This is a genomic window from Enterococcus sp. 3G6_DIV0642 (assembly GCF_002140635.1).
Classification (GTDB): Bacteria; Bacillota; Bacilli; order Lactobacillales; family Enterococcaceae; genus Enterococcus_D; species Enterococcus_D casseliflavus.
Genome location: NZ_NGLH01000001.1, coordinates 1,522,640 through 1,541,897 on the forward strand (window position 1 = coordinate 1,522,640; position 19,258 = coordinate 1,541,897).

18 protein-coding genes are annotated in these 19,258 nt (G+C 40.0%); 14 read left to right on the forward strand and 4 right to left on the reverse strand.

Going from position 1 to position 19,258, the window contains the following annotated elements:
- The first annotated feature begins 6 nt into the window (after nt 1–6).
- Nucleotides 7–576, forward strand: a complete 570-nt coding sequence (locus A5878_RS07225) for a hypothetical protein (protein ID WP_179190635.1) — start codon at nt 7–9, stop codon at nt 574–576.
- A gap of 71 nt (nt 577–647) precedes the next feature.
- Here the strand turns inward: A5878_RS07225 and rlmD are convergent, their stop codons facing one another.
- Nucleotides 648–2,024, reverse strand: a complete 1,377-nt coding sequence (rlmD, locus tag A5878_RS07230; RefSeq protein WP_086295154.1) for a 23S rRNA (uracil(1939)-C(5))-methyltransferase RlmD — start codon at nt 2,022–2,024, stop codon at nt 648–650.
- A gap of 114 nt (nt 2,025–2,138) precedes the next feature.
- Between rlmD and recX the strand changes: the two genes are divergently transcribed.
- The 4 genes from recX (at nt 2,139) to A5878_RS07250 (ending at nt 5,827) form a co-directional block, all read left to right on the forward strand.
- Entirely contained in the window at nt 2,139–2,933 is a 795-nt protein-coding gene (recX, locus tag A5878_RS07235; RefSeq protein ID WP_034858009.1) for a recombination regulator RecX, read from the forward strand.
- Nucleotides 2,926–4,077 carry an A/G-specific adenine glycosylase gene (gene mutY / locus A5878_RS07240; RefSeq protein ID WP_016610228.1) on the forward strand — a complete coding sequence of 384 codons (1,152 nt, stop codon included), beginning with the start codon at nt 2,926–2,928 and terminating at the stop codon, nt 4,075–4,077. The genes recX and mutY overlap by 8 nt, the downstream gene beginning before the upstream one ends.
- 93 nt (nt 4,078–4,170) lie before the next feature.
- On the forward strand, nt 4,171–4,704 hold the full coding sequence (locus tag A5878_RS07245; RefSeq protein WP_005225863.1) for a DUF402 domain-containing protein: 534 nt from the start codon (nt 4,171–4,173) through the stop codon (nt 4,702–4,704).
- Nucleotides 4,705–4,864: 160 nt separating this feature from the next.
- Nucleotides 4,865–5,827, forward strand: a complete 963-nt coding sequence (locus A5878_RS07250) for an N-acetylmuramoyl-L-alanine amidase (RefSeq protein ID WP_086295156.1) — start codon at nt 4,865–4,867, stop codon at nt 5,825–5,827.
- Between the two features lie 67 nt (nt 5,828–5,894).
- Here A5878_RS07250 and A5878_RS07255 read toward each other — a convergent pair whose 3' ends face one another.
- On the reverse strand, nt 5,895–6,329 hold the full coding sequence (locus tag A5878_RS07255; protein WP_086295158.1) for a GNAT family N-acetyltransferase: 435 nt from the start codon (nt 6,327–6,329) through the stop codon (nt 5,895–5,897).
- Nucleotides 6,330–6,472: 143 nt separating this feature from the next.
- Here A5878_RS07255 and A5878_RS07260 point away from each other — a divergent pair, with 143 nt between their 5' ends.
- The 8 genes from A5878_RS07260 (at nt 6,473) to A5878_RS07300 (ending at nt 15,685) form a co-directional block, all read left to right on the forward strand.
- Nucleotides 6,473–7,588 (forward strand): AI-2E family transporter, encoded by a 1,116-nt coding sequence (locus A5878_RS07260; protein ID WP_010748066.1) that lies wholly within the window; start codon nt 6,473–6,475, stop codon nt 7,586–7,588.
- A gap of 112 nt (nt 7,589–7,700) precedes the next feature.
- On the forward strand, nt 7,701–9,077 hold the full coding sequence (locus A5878_RS07265) for a hemolysin family protein (protein WP_005225867.1): 1,377 nt from the start codon (nt 7,701–7,703) through the stop codon (nt 9,075–9,077).
- 240 nt (nt 9,078–9,317) lie between these two features.
- Nucleotides 9,318–10,334 carry a lipoate--protein ligase gene (locus A5878_RS07270; RefSeq protein WP_086295160.1) on the forward strand — a complete coding sequence of 339 codons (1,017 nt, stop codon included), beginning with the start codon at nt 9,318–9,320 and terminating at the stop codon, nt 10,332–10,334.
- 11 nt (nt 10,335–10,345) lie between these two features.
- Nucleotides 10,346–11,071 (forward strand): ATP-binding cassette domain-containing protein, encoded by a 726-nt coding sequence (locus A5878_RS07275; RefSeq protein ID WP_086295162.1) that lies wholly within the window; start codon nt 10,346–10,348, stop codon nt 11,069–11,071.
- On the forward strand, nt 11,058–11,726 hold the full coding sequence (locus A5878_RS07280) for a methionine ABC transporter permease (protein ID WP_010748069.1): 669 nt from the start codon (nt 11,058–11,060) through the stop codon (nt 11,724–11,726). The genes A5878_RS07275 and A5878_RS07280 overlap by 14 nt, the downstream gene beginning before the upstream one ends.
- A gap of 5 nt (nt 11,727–11,731) precedes the next feature.
- The gene (locus A5878_RS07285) at nt 11,732–12,547 is read left to right on the forward strand and encodes a MetQ/NlpA family ABC transporter substrate-binding protein (protein ID WP_086295165.1); all 816 of its coding nucleotides are present in this window, start codon (nt 11,732–11,734) and stop codon (nt 12,545–12,547) included.
- A gap of 191 nt (nt 12,548–12,738) precedes the next feature.
- Nucleotides 12,739–14,319 (forward strand): peptide chain release factor 3, encoded by a 1,581-nt coding sequence (locus tag A5878_RS07290; RefSeq protein WP_086295167.1) that lies wholly within the window; start codon nt 12,739–12,741, stop codon nt 14,317–14,319.
- 667 nt (nt 14,320–14,986) lie between these two features.
- Nucleotides 14,987–15,685, forward strand: coding sequence for a hypothetical protein (locus A5878_RS07300; protein ID WP_086295171.1), 699 nt, complete (start codon nt 14,987–14,989; stop codon nt 15,683–15,685).
- Nucleotides 15,686–15,866: 181 nt separating this feature from the next.
- Here A5878_RS07300 and A5878_RS07305 read toward each other — a convergent pair whose 3' ends face one another.
- Both A5878_RS07305 and A5878_RS07310 read right to left on the reverse strand, forming a co-directional pair.
- Nucleotides 15,867–16,925, reverse strand: coding sequence for a WxL protein peptidoglycan domain-containing protein (locus A5878_RS07305; RefSeq protein WP_086295173.1), 1,059 nt, complete (start codon nt 16,923–16,925; stop codon nt 15,867–15,869).
- Between the two features lie 19 nt (nt 16,926–16,944).
- Nucleotides 16,945–17,430 (reverse strand): hypothetical protein, encoded by a 486-nt coding sequence (locus A5878_RS07310; RefSeq protein WP_086295175.1) that lies wholly within the window; start codon nt 17,428–17,430, stop codon nt 16,945–16,947.
- Between the two features lie 1,033 nt (nt 17,431–18,463).
- On the opposite strand from A5878_RS07310, the gene A5878_RS07315 reads away from it, so the two are divergent.
- Nucleotides 18,464–18,931: a hypothetical protein gene (locus tag A5878_RS07315; RefSeq protein ID WP_086295177.1), complete on the forward strand. Its 468-nt coding sequence runs from the start codon at nt 18,464–18,466 to the stop codon at nt 18,929–18,931.
- The last annotated feature ends 327 nt before the right edge of the window (nt 18,932–19,258 follow it).

The following is a 19,258-nucleotide window of genomic DNA, read 5'->3' on the forward strand; positions in this document are numbered from 1 at the left end:
TTTTTTATGAAAAAAAGTCAAACAGCAATTATCTTGTTTGTGGCATTACTTAGTGGTTGTGGTGTTGCTGCGAATGACCCACAGACAAACAACGACAACGTACCCATCAACAACCAAATCAATACGCCACAAGCGCAAACGCAAACAAGTCAAAGTGGAGACAAGACCCAAAATAATCACGATCAAATTGATCAAACCGATCAGACAAAAGCGCAACAAGTGACTCAGACAGATGCAGAGCGAGCGAATGAGGAATTGGCACAAGCAGATGAAACGGGCACACTCATTTTTATTGATGGTGATCGTTTTGAGATGGAGTTGACGAACATTTCTCAAGGAACAGGGGAAGACGGCGAAGTCTTTGATATGGCGATCGCATCTGAGGAAAGATTATCCTTTACGATTACTAGCGAGACTGAGATAAAAGTAATTCTATATGATGCACAATCGCATAATTCTCGAATCGTGGAGGGGTCACGTGCGGATCTGCAGCTTGAACGATCGGTAAGTCTTTATGGGCAGCGAGTAGGTGACACCTTTATTGCCACGAAAGTCCTCGTCTTACAAATCAATTAATCGTGATGCTTAAAAGACAACGAAAACAATATTCGCCTGACAAATCACAAGATGATTTGTCAGGCGAATGATTATTTGCGAGTCAATTTTACCACTACTTCGCAGCGTGCGGTTTGTGGAAACATATCTACTGATTGCAGATATTCTACGTGAAACACTTTGGCTAATTGGACCAAGTCTCTTGCTAAAGTAGAAACATTACAAGATATATAGACCATCTTCTTCGGTGGTTGTTTCAGCAAAGCTTGCAATAATCGTTCATCCAAGCCTGTCCTTGGCGGATCAACAATGATGCTATCAGGTTTGAAGCCTTCATTGAACCATTTTGGTAAGAGCTCCTCAGCAGTTCCCGTTTCATAATGGGTATTTTGGGCACCAATGCGGCGTGCATTTTCTTGGGCATTTTCAATTGCTTGATGAATAATGTCCATGCCGCGGACTTCTTTGGCATAAGGAGCCACGCTCAACCCAATCGTTCCCACACCGCAATAGGCATCAACGACTGTTTCATTTTTGCTCAAGTCAAGGGCTTTTAACCCTTCTTGATACAAGATGCTGGTTTGCTGTGGATTCAGCTGGAAGAATGCGCGGGCGGACAAGTCGAAGGTCAGTTCATTCAACCGTTCTTCGATCGCTTCTTTGCCCCAAAGATGAATCGTTTCCTCTCCCATGACGACGGACGTTTTTTTGTTTTGCACATTTTGCATGATGGAAACGACTTGCGGCAAGCGCTGATTGATCTCGCGAATCAGCGCATTTTTTTGCGGCAGTTTGACAGAGTTGGTAATAAACACGACTTGAACTTCGCCAGTCGCGATCCCGATACGAACCATCAATGTCCGTAGAATCCCGCTGTTCTTGCGTTCATCGTAAATCGGGATCTGGTATTTATTCAACAATTGGACGATACCGTTGATCACTTTTTGCGTATCTTGTTCTTGTACGAGGCAATCATCAATGGCGACTAAGCGATGAGACTCCATTTCGTATAAACCCGCTTCGATTCGTTTGGTTTGACTGTTGTAACGCAATTGAAATTGTGCTTTGTTGCGGTAATGCCAAGGAACATCCATGCCTAAAGTATCCCTTAGTTCAAACTGTTGGTAGCCTTTTGGCTTAAATTTTTCAAGTGCTTGTTTCAATAGGTCTTTTTTGAAGTCTAATTGTTTGTCGTAGACTAAGTGCTGCAATTGGCAGCCGCCGCACCGGTCGTAAAACTTGCAGGGTGGTTGGATGCGATCGCTGCTTGGCTTGATGATTTTGGTCATCTTAGCTTCAGCAAAGCGGGGAGATGCTTTGGTGACTTCGGCAATGACCTGTTCCCCCGGTAGAACACGGGGAACAAAGATGATCAGCTTTTTGTAATACCCGATGCCTTCTCCGTTGATCCCCAAGCGTTTGATCGTTAGTTGTAGTTTTTGTCCAAGCTGGACTTGTGTATTTGCCATGTGAACTCCTTAAATAAAATAGTCAGTTCATTTTACCACATTTTTTCAGCTTGATTAGAAGGAATTTCATCGTAGTTGTGGTAAAATAGAATGTACGTTCGCGAGGTGAAGAAGATGAATACAATTATTCGTATCAATAAAGGAAAAGGACCATTTTATGAAGTGGCGACATCAGAAGGTGAAACGCTGCGGGTCTCAGAAGATCTTTTGGTCCGTTTTCGGCTATTAAAAGGCAAGGAACTGAGTGAAGAAGAATTAAAAGAAATCAAAAAAAGTGCGGGGTTTGATTTAGGATTGCAGCAAGCAATGAACTATATCAGCTATCAGCTGCGTTCTGAAATGGAAGTCCGTACCTATTTGAAAGACAAAGAAATCGAAAAACAAGACCGAGACTTAGTCGTTGAACGTCTGAAAGAGTTGAATTTGATCGATGACAAAAACTACGGAGAAAGCTACATTCGCACCCAAGTCCGCATGAGTGATAAAGGACCCGTGGTCATCAGTCAGCAATTGAGAAAAAAAGGATTAAAAGATTCCGTGATTCAGGAAGTATTGCCTTTGTATACCGAGGAAATGCAGTTTGAAGTCGGTTATCATACGGCTGAAAAAGCGATGCGTCGTTTTCACAACAAAAGCCATAAAGAAATGATCCAAAAGATAAAAATGCATTTGATGCAAAAAGGTTTTCATCAAGGAGTCATTCAGATGATTTTGGATGAATTACCGATGGAAAAAGATGAGGACCAAGAAAATGAAGCGCTCCAAAGAGAAGGGGCCCGACTTATGCGGCGGCATCAGCGGTTACCGTTGATGAAACGAAAAATGAAAATCAAGCAAGGCCTTTATCAAAAAGGGTTTGCCATCGATGATATACAACGATTCTTAGATGAGGAAGTAATGGATGAGTAAGCAGTGGGAAACTTGGGATGAAGAAAAAATCAAGACGTTCCAAGAAACATTTTTAACTTGGTATCATAAAGAAAAACGCAATCTCCCTTGGCGGGCGACCAACGATCCGTATGCAATCTGGATCTCAGAGATCATGCTTCAACAAACACGAGTGGAGACAGTGATTGGCTATTTCTATCGTTTTATGGAACAATTCCCGACGATCCAAGACTTGGCGGCAGCCGAAGAACAAAAGCTTTTAAAGGTTTGGGAAGGTTTAGGTTATTACTCTCGTGCCCGTAACCTTAAGGCTGCCGCCCAGCAAATCGTTGCCGAATTCGACGGAGAAATGCCCCAATCAATTGAAGAGATTCGCTCATTAAAAGGAATTGGTCCCTACACAGCTGGAGCCATTGGCAGTATTGCTTTTGGCTTGCCAGAACCGGCAATCGATGGAAATGTGATGCGGGTCGTCAGTCGGTTATTTTGTATCGAAGCAGATATTGCGAAAGCCAGCAGCCGAAGACCATTTGACGAGGCGATGAGAACAATCATTTCCCCCGATGAACCTGGTGAGTTTAATCAAGCCTTGATGGATCTTGGCTCACGAATCTGTACACCCACTACACCGAAATGTGAAGAGTGTCCCATCAGTCAGTATTGTCTTGCTTATGCGGAGAATCGACAAACAGACTTTCCAGTGAAATCGAAAAAAGCAAAGCCAAAAGATGTCTATTACATCGCAGGCGCCATCGAAGATCAAGGCTCGTTTTTACTCGTGCAGCGACCTGAAACAGGCTTATTGGCTTCTATGTGGCATTTTCCTTTGGTAGAAGTGACGAAAGAACAGTACGAGGCTCTGCAGCGAACATGGGCAAAAGAGGAGCAGCTGCAGTTGGATTTGATTGCCGAAGATGATGCGCTCGAAATTTTTCCTGATCTGCCTGTCGTTTGGCAAAAACGACATTTTGGCGAGATCACTCATATCTTTAGTCATTTGAAATGGCACGTCCTTTTATTTTACGGCAGAAAACGTGGAGAGCTCACGTTACAAGACAGCGAATGGGCAGCAAAAGAATCCTTTCAAAACTATGTTTTCCCAAAACCCCAGCAGAAATTGGTGGATCAATTGAAGAAATATCAGAAACTCGATAAAGATTTCTAGGCAAAGCTTTCTTTTATTGCTATAATATTAACGATGTCGGTGTAATGAACACCCAAACAAAACGCAAGTTTTCTTGCTGAGGGAAGGGTTGCTATGCGAGTTCCAAAAGAAGGAGAGTTTGTCAGCATTCAAAGCTACAAACATGACGGCAATTTGCATCGAACGTGGCGGGATACGATGGTCTTAAAGACCAGTGAATTCTCAGTGATAGGGGTCAACGATCATACATTAGTGACCGAATCAGATGGAAGACGCTGGGTTACCCGTGAACCAGCAATTGTATATTTTCATAAAAAATACTGGTTTAATGTTATTGCAATGATTCGAGAAAAGGGGGTTTCCTATTATTGTAATCTTGCTTCACCGTATTTACTTGATGAAGAGGCATTGAAATATATCGATTATGACCTTGATATCAAAGTATTTCCTGATGGCGAGAAACGTTTACTAGATGTGGATGAGTATGAATTGCACAGTAAGATTATGCAATATCCGCAAGACATTGATTTTATCTTGAAAGAAAATGTCAAAATTTTAGTAGATTGGATCAATAATGGCAAAGGACCCTTTTCGCAAGGGTATGTGGACATTTGGTATGATCGCTACAAGCAGTTGTCTCAAAAATAAGTGAAATGGGTCGGATCGCTCATTTTTCCCGAGAAACTTCAACCATTTCGGTTGAAGTTTTTTTGTGCTGTGAGAGGGTTGCTTCTAGCAGTTGCCTTTAAGTTCTGTTTAAGCTGCTAGTCCCATGATAGAAAGACCAAGAAAAAAGTGGGGGAAGCAAATGAAGAAAAAAGGGAAGCTTGTTATCGGTACTACCATGATTCTACTTTTTGCGGCAGGTTTTGCTGTGTTGAGAAATGATCATTTTGTTCAAGAAGAGACCCAAGAAAGCACGGCTCAAACCGAGTCGGACGCTCAAGCAGAAGAGGTCGCACAAACGGCAAGCATGGTCCAAATTTACGTGGATCCCTCAGAATACGATGCAGCGATTGAAAGTGAGAACGATTATGTATCGATTTATCAGACAACAAGTCAAGAAACCGTCATCGGGAAGATCCACCGTGGAAGTTGGGCAACCGTACTTAGTCAAACAGAAGAGATGGTTGAAATCCAAACTGACGATGGAATAACGGGTTACATTGAAAAGCATTCTGCATCCATCCAAGAAGTTCCACTTTCGGAGACTTCAAAAAAATTGTCAGACTTTAGAGTCGTTCTTGATGCGGGGCACGGCGGCGAAGATTCTGGGGCACTGTCAACGGATCAAACGATCATGGAAAAAGATTTGACGTTAGCCACCGTCCAAACGATCGGCGAAGTACTGACCCAAGCGGGAATTCAAGTCAGATATACACGCACCGAAGATCGCTATTTAGCGCTGTCTGAAATTACTGCAGCTTCACTCTCGGAGGAACCAGATCTATTTATCAGCATTCATTTCGACAATTCAGAGCTACCAAACAGCAATCAAGGACTGACAACTTACTATTACTATACTGGGGCAAAAGAGATGGCAGAAACGATCACTTCCAGTTTGAGTAATTCAGTGGCATTGAGTTCCAACGGCACTCGTTTTGGTAACTATTATGTTTTACGAGAGCAATATATTCCAGCAGTTTTGTTGGAGTTAGGCTATCTGAACAGTGACACTGATCTGGCAGTGATTACAAGTGAAGGGTATGCTCAAAGGGTGGCGCAAGCGTTGCTGACAGCGATTGAAGAGATCGTTGAAGCAGAGGAATAAAAAGCAGCGACCACAAAACAGAGAAAGGATCTGTTTTGTGGTCGCTGTTTTAAGTAATCACTGCTCGTTACAAGGTTTTGCTCATTTTGATATGGGGCATATCCGCGTCTAAAAAGACATCGCCTTCAGGCTGATAACCTAACTTCAAGTAAAATTCTTTGGCAGTTAACTGTGCCCCTAACGTGACTTTTTTGATTCCTTGTTTTTGAATGAAAGCTTCCGCTCCCTCGATCAACTGTCTGCCGTAGCCTGAACCTCGATGAGCAGCTGGCACCGCCATTCGCTGTAATTTCACCTCATGATCAGAGATCGGTAAAAAACGTAAGGTTGCGACTGCTTCATTGTCATCGTCATATAAGACGAAATGAACAGCCAATGCCTCATTTTCATCTACTTCTAATGCTAATGGAACCCCTTGCTCTTTTACGAACACTTGATTTCGTATTTTCAATGACGCCAAATAGATCTCACTTAGCGTATCTTTTGTTTGTGCGATATGCATAAAAAAACTCACCTCAGCTATGATTTCTCCGTTATTTTTATTAGTATACCACTTTTTTTACAAATTTCTTTTTTTTGCGGCTAAAGTCGCAAGCTTTTTTTAAAAAAATCAACTATAATGTTATAAAAAAGGGAGGGAATCTTTTGTTCGACAAATTCAAACAATCAAAACTGTTCTTTTGGTCATTGGAAGCATTGGTTTTAGTGACACTCGTGTTTGTGTTAAGTAAAGTCAATTTTCTATTTGCACCGATCGGCACGTTTTTTTCTACTTTATTTGCACCAGTATTGATTGCTGGCTTTCTGTATTACCTGCTAAATCCAATCGTCCTATTTTTGATGAAAACCACAAAAATAAAACGACTGTTTGCTGTCATATTGGTTCTATTGTTATTAGTAGCAGCAATCATCTTGATTTTCGTCAGCGTTATTCCTAATCTGGTGAGTCAGATTACTTCATTGGCGGAAAATATTCCAACATTTGCCAAAAATATGGAAAGCTGGATCTCAAGAATCGCAGATGATCCATTTTTCAAACAAATCGATATCGCGCAGCAGTTAGAAAACCTAAATCTTTCTTATGGTTCTTTGCTGCAGCAGTTTCTTAGTGGATTATCCACTAGCTTAGGATCGATCGTCAGTACGATTGCTTCCGCGACGATGATCATCGTTACAGTTCCATTCATCCTTTTCTACATGTTGAAGGATGGAGAAAAGCTAGTTCCTAATCTGAAAACAGTCTTTCCAGAAAGAAGACGAGATCAGATTGTTGGGTTGCTAGGTGACTTAAACAAGACACTATCCAATTACATCAGTGGGCAAGCGATCGAATGTATTTTTGTCGCTACCTTCACGTTTATTGGGTACTGGATGATCGGCGTCAACTATGCCTTTCTTTTTGGGGTGATCGCAGGGGTCACAAACTTGATTCCTTATTTAGGTCCGTATCTTGGCTTGATTCCAGCGGTCTTAGTGACGGTGTTTGATGAACCATTCCGCGCATTGCTGTGCTGTGTCGTGGTACTAGTCGTCCAACAATTAGATGGAAATGTTATCTACCCGAATGTGATCGGAAAATCATTAGCGATCCATCCATTAACGATTATCTTGGTTTTATTGGTCGCTGGAAATCTGGCAGGTTTGCTGGGAATTTTCTTAGGAGTACCGTTTTACGCAATTTGTCGGACGATCGTGGTCTTTATTGTTCGTCTGATCAAAGATGACAAAATCAAGAAAAATCAAGAACGGTTGATCGAGTAATCAATGACTGGTGTTTTTTATTGCAAAGAAAAAAACTTTGTGATAGGATTTTATCGTGGGCTAAGCCCACGATTTTTTTTAGAATATGAAAAAATAAGGAGAGAATGCTATTATGAATGCTGACCCCGAGAGTCAGTCGCTTCTAGCGCAAATTTTATTATTGATCGTTTTGACATTGATCAACGCTTTTCTAGCGGCCTCTGAGATCGCAGTCGTCTCAGTCAACAAAAACCGTGTGGAGCAAAAAGCGGAAGAAGGAAATGTCAAATCACAAAAATTATTGAAAATCATTGATAATCCAACAAATTTCTTGTCAACGATCCAAGTTGGGATTACCTTGGTGAATATCTTATCTGGGGCATCTCTGGCAGATACCTTATCGACCCGTCTGGCACCTTTATTAGGTGGAGGAACGGCGGCTAAAAGCTTAGCGAACATTATCGTTTTAGCGATTTTGACCTATGTGTCGATCGTTTTCGGTGAGTTGTATCCAAAACGTATCGCCATGAACAAATCAGAAGAAGTTGCCCAGTTCACTTCTGGTGTGATTCGAACGATCGGGATTATTGCAAAGCCCTTCGTCTGGTTCTTATCTGCTTCAACAAGCTTATTGGCGCGGATCACTCCAATGGAATTTGACGATGAAGACACAAAGATGACCCGTGATGAAATGCGGTATATGTTGGAAACAGAAGGGGTCTTTGAAGAAGATGAATTAGAGATGCTGCAAGGGATCTTTTCATTAGATACGAAAGTCGCCCGTGAAGTCATGGTTCCCCGAACCTCTGCCTTTATGGTGGATATCAATGACTCAGTAGAAGAAATTTTGACTGAAATTTTAGCAGAAAATTATTCTCGTATTCCTGTATATAATGAAGATAAAGACAAAGTCGTTGGGATTTTGCATACCAAAAATCTCTTGAAATGTGCCTACAAATACGGCTTTGAAACAATGGACATCAAGCAGATCTTGCAAGAACCATTGTTTGTTCCAGAAACAGTCTTTATCGATGATTTGCTTTATGAATTAAAGAAAACCCAAAACCAAATGGCGATCTTGCTTGATGAATACGGCGGAGTCGTTGGGTTAGTTACGTTAGAAGACTTGCTTGAAGAAATCGTCGGTGAGATCGATGATGAATCCGATGAGGTCGAAGAGCTTTATGAAAAAATCTCTGATAAAGAATATGTGATCCAAGGTCGGATGCTGATCGATGATTTCAATGAAGCTTTCAATATGAGCTTGCATATGAGCGACGTCGATACGATGGCAGGCTACTTGATCACTGCTTTAGGAATGATTCCAGATGAAGGAGAAAAACTTTCCTTTGAAGTCGATAACGTGAAATTGATTTCTGAAGAAATGGAAGGATCACGTGTCTTGAAGATCCGTGTAATCTTCCATGATCCAGAAGAAGGCGAAGTGGAACCAGAAGAAGAACGCCGCTATTTCCGCAAAGATTTTGAGGAAGATGAACCTCGCCGTTAAAGTTCCGCATGAATGGAATAAGAAAGACCAAGGCAACTGCTTTGGTCTTTTTTGTTCCTTTTTTTTTACTTATTCCCCTTGATTTGTTTGTAAGAAACGGTTACGATAAATCTAATCAATAATACAGTTTAAAAACAGATAAAAAAACACGTGTATCTTATCGTTAAGCACTTTGATTGCAATTTTCCGTAAGAAAAGCGAGAATATCCATAGAAATCTAATAAGAACGAGGGGCTTGAAATGAAATTTTACCGTATGCTTAGTGATGATATCCGTTACAATTTGGCAACTGAAGAGTATTTAATGAATAACGTAGATGTTTCAGAACCTTGTCTTCTGTTATACATACAAAAACCATGTGTTATAATCGGCAGAAATCAAAATGCGTATCAAGAGATTGATTTTGACTATTTAAGGAGTCGCAATATCGTGTTGACTCGCAGAACGTCTGGTGGTGGAGCGGTTTATGACGATCTAGGCAATATGAGTTTTAGTTTTGTCACCAAAAAAGATGCCACGAGCTTTGGTGACTATCAAAGTGCAACACAACCTATCATGAAAGGCTTAGCGGCAATGGGAGCCAAGGATGTTGAAGTACATGGCCGTAATGATCTGTTCATTGATGGGAAAAAGTTTTCTGGCAATGCGATGTATACAAAAAAAGGCCGGACGTATTCCCATGGCACATTGATGTATGATGTGGATCTAGAAGAATTGACGAAAGTTCTACATGTTGCCCAAGAAAAAATTGCTTCTAAAGCAACGAAATCAGTTCGGAAAAGTGTGACGAATATCAAGCCCTTTTTGGCAGAGCAATACCAATCAATGGATACCAAGGAATTTCGAGATACACTCCTTTGCCGAATCTATGAAGTAGAATCGATTGATGAAATCAGTGAGCAAGAGATCGTCTTGACGGATGCGGATCGCCAAGCGATCCAAACGTTGTTTGAAGAACGTTACGCGAACAATGAGTGGATTTTTAATGAAGCGCCTGCTTTTGAATGGCAAAAAAGAAAGCGGTTTGCGCAGGTTGGGATCGTTGAAGTCGATTTTACTGTCAACAAAGGCAAGATTGCAGCGATTCAAATTACCGGTGATTTTTTTGGACAAAAAGAGATCAGTGAACTTGAAGCGATGCTACGAGGTATTGATTTTGAACAAAACACCATTAGCCGCTTGCTAAAGGATATTGCCATCGAGCAATTTATCCATCAGATGACTAACGCTGAATTTCTTGCGTTGCTGTTTGATTAGGAGGAAAAAAGATGCTAGAAGCCATCAACATTACAAAGCGTTACGATCGAAGCGTCCTAGATGGTCTCTCTTTTGCTGTTCAGCCGGGGGAAATTGTTGGGGTCGTCGGTAAAAGCGGCTCGGGGAAATCAACGTTGCTTCGGCTTTTGAACTTAATTGAGACACCTGACAGTGGGGAGCTGCTCTTTGACGGGAAACGAATCGATCCCTTAAACAAAAAGCAACTGCTACATGCGCAGCAGGAAATCGGCATGATTTTTCAAAATTACAATCTGTTACACAATCGAACCGTTTTTGAAAATGTCTATTTGCCCTTGAAGTTAATAGGGAAATCATCGGAGAAGGTGTTGGAGATGCTTTCATTTGTTGGGATGGAAGACAAAGTCGACATTTATCCAGCCAAGTTGAGCGGTGGGGAGAAACAACGAGTAGCTATCGCACGGGCGTTGATCCGTGAGCCGAAAATCTTGCTGTGTGACGAACCCACTAGTGCGCTGGATGAAGATACGAAAGCCGATGTACTTGCTTTACTGCAAAAAGTTCAACAGACGTTTCAGCCAGCAGTCATTTTCGTTAGTCATGAGCTAACCGCAGTCAGACAAATTTGTCAACGTGTGTTTGTATTGGAAGATGCCGTCTTTGCAGCGGAATTTGTCAATCATCCGCAGCCAATTGTCCGCAAAGAAAGCTCTTATGTGGACAAAGTGGAGAGGAGTTTGCTGCATGACGATCAGTGAGAGTATTTTGTATTATTTACCTGAATTACTTCAGTCTTTGAAAGAAACAGCGATCATGATGGGGATTTCGATGCTCGCAGCCATTGTCTTAGGACTACCGCTAGGTGTCTGGCTCTTTCTTAGCCGCAGTCGTGGGAAAAAAATCTCATTTCTTTATGAGGGTTTGAATCTCGTTGTGACGATTATCCGCTCGTTTCCGTTTCTATTATTTGTCGTAGCCTTGATTCCACTGACGCGAATGCTTTTAGGTAGCTCATTTGGACCAATTCCCGCCAGTTTCCCTTTGAGCATCGTTGCTATGAGTATTTTTGCTCGTTTGACGGAGCAAGTACTGCTGGATGTCCCAGAAGAAGTTTCTTACTTGGCGAAATCCCTTGGCGTCAGTCAATGGCAATACGTTTGGTCGTTTTTACTGGTGGAAGCTAGAAGCGGCTTGATTTTATCTTTAACGACGACGGCAGTCAGTATGGTTTCTTATTCGACGGTGATGGGGATCGTTGGCGGCGGCGGTATCGGCGATTTTGCGATCCGCTATGGCTATCAACGCTACGAATATGGCGTCATGTATTTTGCAATTATCATCATGATTCTTTTGGTCTTTATCCTGCAAGGGATTGGCAATCAAGCAGCAAGAAAACTTGATAAACGAAAATAGGAGGAATGAAAGTGAAAAAAAGATTTGTTTTAGGATTGAGTGTATTGGCATTAGGTGTATTGGGGGCTTGCGGTACGAGTTCGGATGAGGCGAGCGAAGAGAAAATCATCAAGGTCGCTTCGCAAACGACACCAATGACCGATGTCGTAAAGGTTGCAGCGGAAGCAGTGGAAGATGGCTGGGAAATCCAGTTGGTCCAAGTCAATGACAATATCCAGTACAATGAGCTGCTGAATAATGACGAGGTCGATGCCAACTTTGCGCAACATGAACCATATATGCAAATGTATAATGAAGAAAAAGATGCAAACCTAGTGGCATTAGATAAAATCTACAATGCAAAAGTCGGTTTTTATTCCAAAGAGTATACGGATATCAATGATATTCCAGAAGGAACGAAAGTCGCATTGCCGAATGATGTGTCCAATGAAGGTCGAGCGTTAGCGATTTTAGCAGAAGAAGGGTTGATCACTCTTAAAGAAGGCGTTGGTGTCAATGGAACACTTAAAGACGTTACCGAAAATCCGAAAAATTTTGAATGGTTATCTGTTGATTTACTGAATCTTGCGGAAGCCTATGATGAGCCGAATGTATCCTTGGTATACAACTACCCAACCTATATTGCGAAAATCGGTTTGAAACCAGCTGATGCACTTTTCTTAGAAAAAACGATTGATGATCGCTTTGCTATCTCATTGGTTGCTCGAGAAGACAATCAAGATTCTGAAAAAATCGCCGTCTTGCGCCGTACCATGACTAGCGATAAAGTTCGCGAATTTTTAGAAAACGACCATAGCGATACCTTATTGCCAGCATTTTAATTTATTTCTATCAAATGGAAAGAACGCCCTTTGCCTAACTCTGTAAAAGAGAGTAGTCGAAGGGGGTTCTTGTCTTTTTTTGCTTTTTTATCACCCTTATCCATGATATACTGATTTGGTCAGAAAACTAGCGACAGGTTAAAATAGACACTGTTCGCATTGTAAATACAAGAAATGGAGCAATAGAATCAATGGATAATCCAAAATTAAAACAACAAGTAGATAGTCGCCGTACCTTTGCGATTATTTCCCACCCGGATGCGGGGAAAACAACCATCACAGAACAATTATTATTATTCGGTGGCGCGATTCGCCAAGCTGGTACGGTCAAAGGGAAAAAGACTGGGAATTTCGCAAAGTCCGACTGGATGGAAATTGAAAAACAACGGGGGATCTCCGTTACCAGTTCTGTTATGCAGTTTGATTACCAAGGCAAACGGGTCAATATTTTAGATACCCCTGGGCATGAGGACTTTTCTGAAGATACCTACCGTACCTTGATGGCGGTGGATAGCGCGGTCATGGTGATCGATAGCGCAAAAGGGATCGAAGCGCAAACGAAAAAACTCTTCCAGGTCGTTAAAAAACGCGGTATTCCGATTTTTACCTTTATCAATAAACTCGACCGTGATGGCCGCGAACCATTAGAATTATTAGAAGAACTAGAAGATCTTTTAGAGATCGAATCATTTCCAATGAATTGGCCGATCGGCATGGGGAAAGGCTTAGAAGGACTGTATGATATCCATAACCAACGGGTCGAATTTTATCGTCCAGACAATCACGGTGGGGAACGTTTAGTTGCCCTAGATGAAAATGGTCAATTTCCTGCAGATCATCCATTTGCCGAAGATGGGCTGTTCCAACAAGTTTTAGAAGAAGTAGAATTACTGCAAGATGCTGGCGATGCCTTTGATACAGAAAAAATCGCGCGAGGCGATCAAACACCCGTGTTCTTTGGTTCCGCCCTTACGAATTTCGGTGTACAGACCTTTTTGGAAACCTTCTTGTCCTTTGCACCAGCACCTTATGGTCACAAAACTTTGGCTGGTGATGAAGTCAGTCCTTATGAACCAGAAATGTCCGGGTTTGTGTTCAAGATCCAAGCAAATATGAACCCTGCCCATCGTGACCGGATCGCCTTTGTCCGCATTTGTTCAGGAACCTTTGAACGAGGCATGGACGTTACTTTAGAACGTACTGGCAAAAAAATGAAACTCAGCAATGTGACACAATTTATGGCAGATACCCGTGAAAATATTGAAGAAGCAGTCGCTGGAGATATCATTGGTGTCTATGACACGGGAAATTATCAAATTGGCGATACGATCTATGAAGGAAAACTAAAAGTTGCTTACGAAGAGCTACCATCGTTTACTCCGGAACTCTTTATGAAAGTCACTGCAAAAAATGTGATGAAACAAAAATCTTTCCACAAAGGAATCTATCAGTTGGTCCAAGAAGGGGCTATCCAGTTGTACAAGACGTATCTGAGTGATGAGTATATCATCGGTGCTGTCGGGCAACTGCAATTTGAAGTTTTCCAATATCGCATGATGAATGAGTACAATGCCGAAGTCATTATGACCCCAATGGGCCACAAGATCGCTCGCTGGATCGATCCGAAAGACTTAGATGAGCGCATGAGCTCAAGCCGTAATATTTTAGCGAAAGATCGTTTCGATCAACCATTGTTCTTATTTGAAAATCAATTTGCAATGCGTTGGTTCGCTGACAAGTACCCAGATGTCGAATTGAAGAGCTTGATGTAAGAGCTGTTTCCCGCGAGACTGTCTAGGTATGCGCAACTTTGTACGTAAGGCTGATCTTTTTAATTGAACGATCGTAGAAAGTCCTTTCTTATCCAAATGGATAAGAAGGGGCTTTTTTTTGCTGAAAACGTGCTTTTGATACAGAAGGAAGGTTGCATGATTGGGGGCAATCGTCCAATGATTAGACAATTATCCTAATTTATAACCATTCTTTTAAAAGAAGATAAAAATGAGTCGGAAAAAGAGCGTAGTATTAAAGGTGACCACAAGGAAATACACTTGAAATGAATAGAAAAATATCATAGGCACATTTGATGGTTCAGGAAATTTTCTCCTTGTTTGAAAGTAGGGGGAAAGCACAGAATAGATTGCCAGTGATAGAGGTCGTTTATTCATTTGATCGAGGGACATGTTCTTTTTGTCAGATGCTATTAGTGAAGCCTAAGCTTTCTTTATCTGAGCATGAATCGGTGATTGCCCTTGAAACTTCATTTGAAGCACTTCTAACAGATGGTTTAAGTTTTCAGTTGGTGTACCATGGCTTCGCGACTCAAAAAATGAATTAGTCTTATTGCTAGTTTACAGTTATCTATCTATCGATTTTGCTAAAGCGAATGATTATTTGTTAAATAAAAGTGATTTCTGAAAGAAGAAAGGGGATCAGGTAGTGCTAAAAAGTTTGTTATTCATATTTTCGGCGATATTTTTCTTTCCAACAATAGAGGCTGCAGCTGATGAGGTTTCCGAAACTTTGATTTTTGATTTGAACACGATTGACTTTAAGGACGAACACTATTATTTGTTGAAAACCACACAAGATCTTCAGCTGTCTGTCAATAGCAACGGCAGTGAAGGTGCTTTTGACGTAACGATCACGGCTGTCGGAGAAGGATTTTCAGCAGAACTAAACAGCGTGAACGGTTCGGAAGAGATGATCATTCAGATTGAGGATGCTGATGAAGCATCAATGATTCTTAACGTAGCTGCAACATTGAACATAAAGGAATATCTTGATTCTAACTCTGAGTACTACCTATCAGTCACTTTTACAGCAATTGATGATTCAGAGACCTTTACGAAAGATATAAAAATGAATCAGTCGGATGAGGAAAAAGAAGAGACATCGGATGAAAACTTGACAGATGAAGACCAAGAGGATGAAAAGCAAGAAGACGACGGCATTGAAGATGAATCTGAACGCCCAGAGGAAGAAGACTCATTAGAGAATGATTCATTCAGCCAAGAAGAATCACTTGAGTATATCAATGATGATACTGTCCATGAGGATCGTTTAGAGGAAGAGTGCCAGTACGAGATAGCGACAATTTTTATAAAAGAAGTGATTTTTGATAAAAGATATGTTTAAAACTAGTGTAGGAAAAACCGCTTAGCTGAATAGGAGCGGTTTTTTTGCACATCTTTTTCTAATACTAGGTGAAAAGTGCTTTTGCTGAATAAGTTTGTGACTAATTGGTGGTACTAAAAAAAGGAGCTTTGAAGCGACCTCCAAAAGTTAGTCGTAAAAGCTAACTTTTGGGGTCACAACACTAGCCCTCTCTTTTTCTTTTTGATTTAAAAATATAGATGACTGCAGCTGCCAACGCTACAACGAGAACAAAGATAATCCAAATAAGGATTTGATTATTTGTCTGAACATCGGCAGTGTTCGTTGGACGGTTCTCTTTTTTGAAGTTATCCAAGTCTTCTTTCTCATAAGAAAAAGTAGTCGTGATCGCTTTTCTAGTTGTTTCTATAGTTAAACGGTATTCGTCTTCAATAAGTTCACTATTGTCTATTAAAGGAATCTGCATTATTGATTTGGTTAACGGCGTTAAAAGAACGGAATCTGCTAACTCCCCAGAGGCAATTGTTTCTCCATTGGGGTTTATTAGTTCGTAGAGCGCATTGTTTAAGTTGCCTAAAATAGGATTATAATTGAGGGCATAAAATTGTAGGTTTACCGTGTCCTGAAGAGCAACAAATGAGAAATCTTGATAAATAATATCTTGAATATCATCATATTCGCTAAAAATTAAGTTGATAAAAATGATAGACTCGTAGGCAGACGCAATACTAATAGAATCTTCAGCTGTTTGAACACCTAATATTTGCTTAAAATTAATTCCACCCATTACAGTCCCTTCAAGCTCTATGTCGTCTGGAACATTTATGGTAATGCTGACACCAACAGATTCATTAGGGGCAATTTCTATTTGATTCTCTTCGTCTATAGCATCTGAAGCGATAGTAACATAATTTGAAAAGTCGTATTTATCATCGAGAAGATTCTCCGTATTCGAAGTGTACAAAATAGAGGATTCTCTTGAAATAGCAGTTGAAGCAAAGGGAGTAACCACTATTGATGAATCATCAACTCCAATGTTTTCCAGTTTGATTTCAAATGTATACTTTTTATCAACATCAGAAGGAAGAGTAAGAGTATTTCTTGATGTTTCATATTCGGTATCACTAAGTGATAGTTTTAAAGTATTCGTCGTCTCATTCGCTGTTGCAATACTTATATTTATATTTGCGATTATTGTCAATATGAGGAAGAACACAGAAACTCTTTGAAAAGAGTCTCTGTGTTTTGATATTTTATCCATATGCTATCCTTTTTAAGAATTAAAGGTCTTGGCCATTGCCTGAGTCAGTAGTATCTGATGCAGTTACTGTGATAGTTGGCGCACCTTCATCTAGCAAAGCAGTTTGACGATTGAATGTGAAAGTTGTATTTACGCTGGTAGCTACTGGTTGGGAAATAGCTTCTGCTTCAACGGCAACAACATCATTTTCGGTGATTACGATACCTTCAGAATCAGAAGAAACTGTAATTGTAACTCTATTAACTGAACGAGTTAAGTTTGTTATTGTTCCCCCAACGTTTTCAATAGTTCCTGTCATTGTTCCGTTGGCAAATAATGCTGGACTTATTTCGAACGTTCCGTTTAAATTCATATCGTTAAATGCAAAACTAGATGTTCCTTCTGTTATAGTAACAGCAAATGGAACAGAGGGGACATCTGGCATAGTAACATCTGCTGACGCAGTGATTCCTCCTACTAGTAGTAAAGATGTTGCCAATGTAGTACCCAAAATAACTTTTTTCATAATAAAACCTCACTTTAATTTTTGCAGATGATTTACTGCTTAAATAAAGTATACAATGATGGTGTATTAAGTTATTATCCGTTTTTGCGCTATTTTTAATGAAAAAGTAGAAAGTATTTTAATAATCTGAATTTTTTATAAAATAATTTAATTAAATCTTCTAGTGGTCAAATAATGTTGATTATCAAGTCGACCTATCTTTCTGTCTACCAATTATCAATTCGTTAATAATCACTATGAAAGTACATTTGCTGCAGAGTTATATTTTGGCTTTTATTTTAAGTCAAAGCCTTCTCAGAGTTGAAGGAATTGTCGTTCCAACTAGGATTGGACCTGAAAAACGAAAAAAAATGTTATTCGTAGTCTCTGAGAATTTGCTCTGAATCAGTCGCTGTCAGAGAAACCAGTTCTGAAAATTCATGTTTAATATTTCTTTAGTGAACACCTGCAATTCAATAGAAACCAACTTTCTATCGTTTTTAAGATACTATTTTGGAAGTAGCTTTACGCGCATGAACAGTTAAGTAGGGTGGGGATTGAAAAGTATGATTCTATTTATGCGTTCCTATTGGATAGGTATATCAAAGTTACTTATTTAAAAAATATCAATTAACGTTTTTATTCAATTTGTAATCTGCACCTACAAATCTTCTAGCTTCACGCGACAGAGACATCAAGGGTTACTCCTGTTTTAATAAACGTTCATGTTTGTTTCATTATTAAGATATCTCAAAAAACTAACTGTTTGGGATGGCTATCTCATGAACCCTGGATTTTAATAGGAAGCATAATTTTTTAGGAATACACAATCAGACTCTTTGAAGAAGCCTTTGAAAGCGTTTTTTTGTCGTTCTAGATTATGTGAAGTTGCCCCTCGTTTCTAATCGTCAGGTCTTTTAGTCAGTAGAAAGAAAAAGAGTGGCGATGATTATTTTATTTGTAGTTTTTTTGAAAAAAAGATGATAAAAATCAGCTTGCTCTTACTATATTCTTAATAGCAGAGGATCAAAGTTCTTTTAAGGAGTGAATCAAAATGCTGCAAACCAGAATAAATTTCAGAGGGCAAAAGAATGCTACCATGTTGGCTGTGCGCTTTTTCAGCAACAAAACGAACACGATTATAGAGAGAAATTTAATTGTGGATCAAGACGATGATCGTCAATCGGTTCTTGACTACTTAGCCGAATCACTAGGGGAAATCAATATCTTGCAATACTCTTCGAAAAACGTTTTGTGTATCGCTGAACGTTCAAGGCTAGAAAAAGCAGGCGGCACGCATCGCTTGGAACATTTTTGGGGAGATGTCATCAGTTATATTGTTGAGTGCGTGGATAAATCTGGTATTCATTATGATTTGCATGTCATTGGCAATGTTGATTCGGATGATGAAGAAATTATGCGGTCAATTAATGAGATGAGTGATGAATTGTCGATCATCAACATTTATGAATACAAAGATTGTTGGCTAAAAAGAAAAGATATTTTATTACAAGCTCTTTGAAATGAACTTGATTCCTCAAAGAAGTTTGTCCAGCTAGAAAATGAATTTACTCTCCAAGTCACTTACCAATCAATGAAAGAATACGAAATTTTTCTAAGTTTATGGAAACAGCTAATTCATAGGATCTTTTTATGGTTTCCAACATTTTTTGTTATAAAAGGTAAGAATCGTTTTACAAGTTTTTCTCACCCGTACTGTTTTAAAGAAGAGGGGATTTTTCTGAAGTTTTTATTAAAATTGTCCGTTTAATGAAAAATGAGGCTCAAATTTAAGTTTATTTTACTATAATTGGAAACTAGGATACTTTTTAAATAAGGCGGGTAAAAA

Coding starts and splice junctions, on each gene's coding strand:
- A5878_RS07225 (WP_179190635.1), top strand. CDS start 7: ATGAAAAAAAGTCAAACAGCAATTATCTTGTTTGTGGCATTACTTAGT.
- rlmD (WP_086295154.1), bottom strand. CDS start 2,024: ATGGCAAATACACAAGTCCAGCTTGGACAAAAACTACAACTAACGATC.
- recX (WP_034858009.1), top strand. CDS start 2,139: ATGAATACAATTATTCGTATCAATAAAGGAAAAGGACCATTTTATGAA.
- mutY (WP_016610228.1), top strand. CDS start 2,926: ATGAGTAAGCAGTGGGAAACTTGGGATGAAGAAAAAATCAAGACGTTC.
- A5878_RS07245 (WP_005225863.1), top strand. CDS start 4,171: ATGCGAGTTCCAAAAGAAGGAGAGTTTGTCAGCATTCAAAGCTACAAA.
- A5878_RS07250 (WP_086295156.1), top strand. CDS start 4,865: ATGAAGAAAAAAGGGAAGCTTGTTATCGGTACTACCATGATTCTACTT.
- A5878_RS07255 (WP_086295158.1), bottom strand. CDS start 6,329: ATGCATATCGCACAAACAAAAGATACGCTAAGTGAGATCTATTTGGCG.
- A5878_RS07265 (WP_005225867.1), top strand. CDS start 7,701: ATGAATGCTGACCCCGAGAGTCAGTCGCTTCTAGCGCAAATTTTATTA.
- A5878_RS07270 (WP_086295160.1), top strand. CDS start 9,318: ATGAAATTTTACCGTATGCTTAGTGATGATATCCGTTACAATTTGGCA.
- A5878_RS07275 (WP_086295162.1), top strand. CDS start 10,346: ATGCTAGAAGCCATCAACATTACAAAGCGTTACGATCGAAGCGTCCTA.
- A5878_RS07280 (WP_010748069.1), top strand. CDS start 11,058: ATGACGATCAGTGAGAGTATTTTGTATTATTTACCTGAATTACTTCAG.
- A5878_RS07285 (WP_086295165.1), top strand. CDS start 11,732: ATGAAAGTGAAAAAAAGATTTGTTTTAGGATTGAGTGTATTGGCATTA.
- A5878_RS07290 (WP_086295167.1), top strand. CDS start 12,739: ATGGATAATCCAAAATTAAAACAACAAGTAGATAGTCGCCGTACCTTT.
- A5878_RS07305 (WP_086295173.1), bottom strand. CDS start 16,925: ATGGATAAAATATCAAAACACAGAGACTCTTTTCAAAGAGTTTCTGTG.
- A5878_RS07310 (WP_086295175.1), bottom strand. CDS start 17,430: ATGAAAAAAGTTATTTTGGGTACTACATTGGCAACATCTTTACTACTA.
- A5878_RS07315 (WP_086295177.1), top strand. CDS start 18,464: ATGCTGCAAACCAGAATAAATTTCAGAGGGCAAAAGAATGCTACCATG.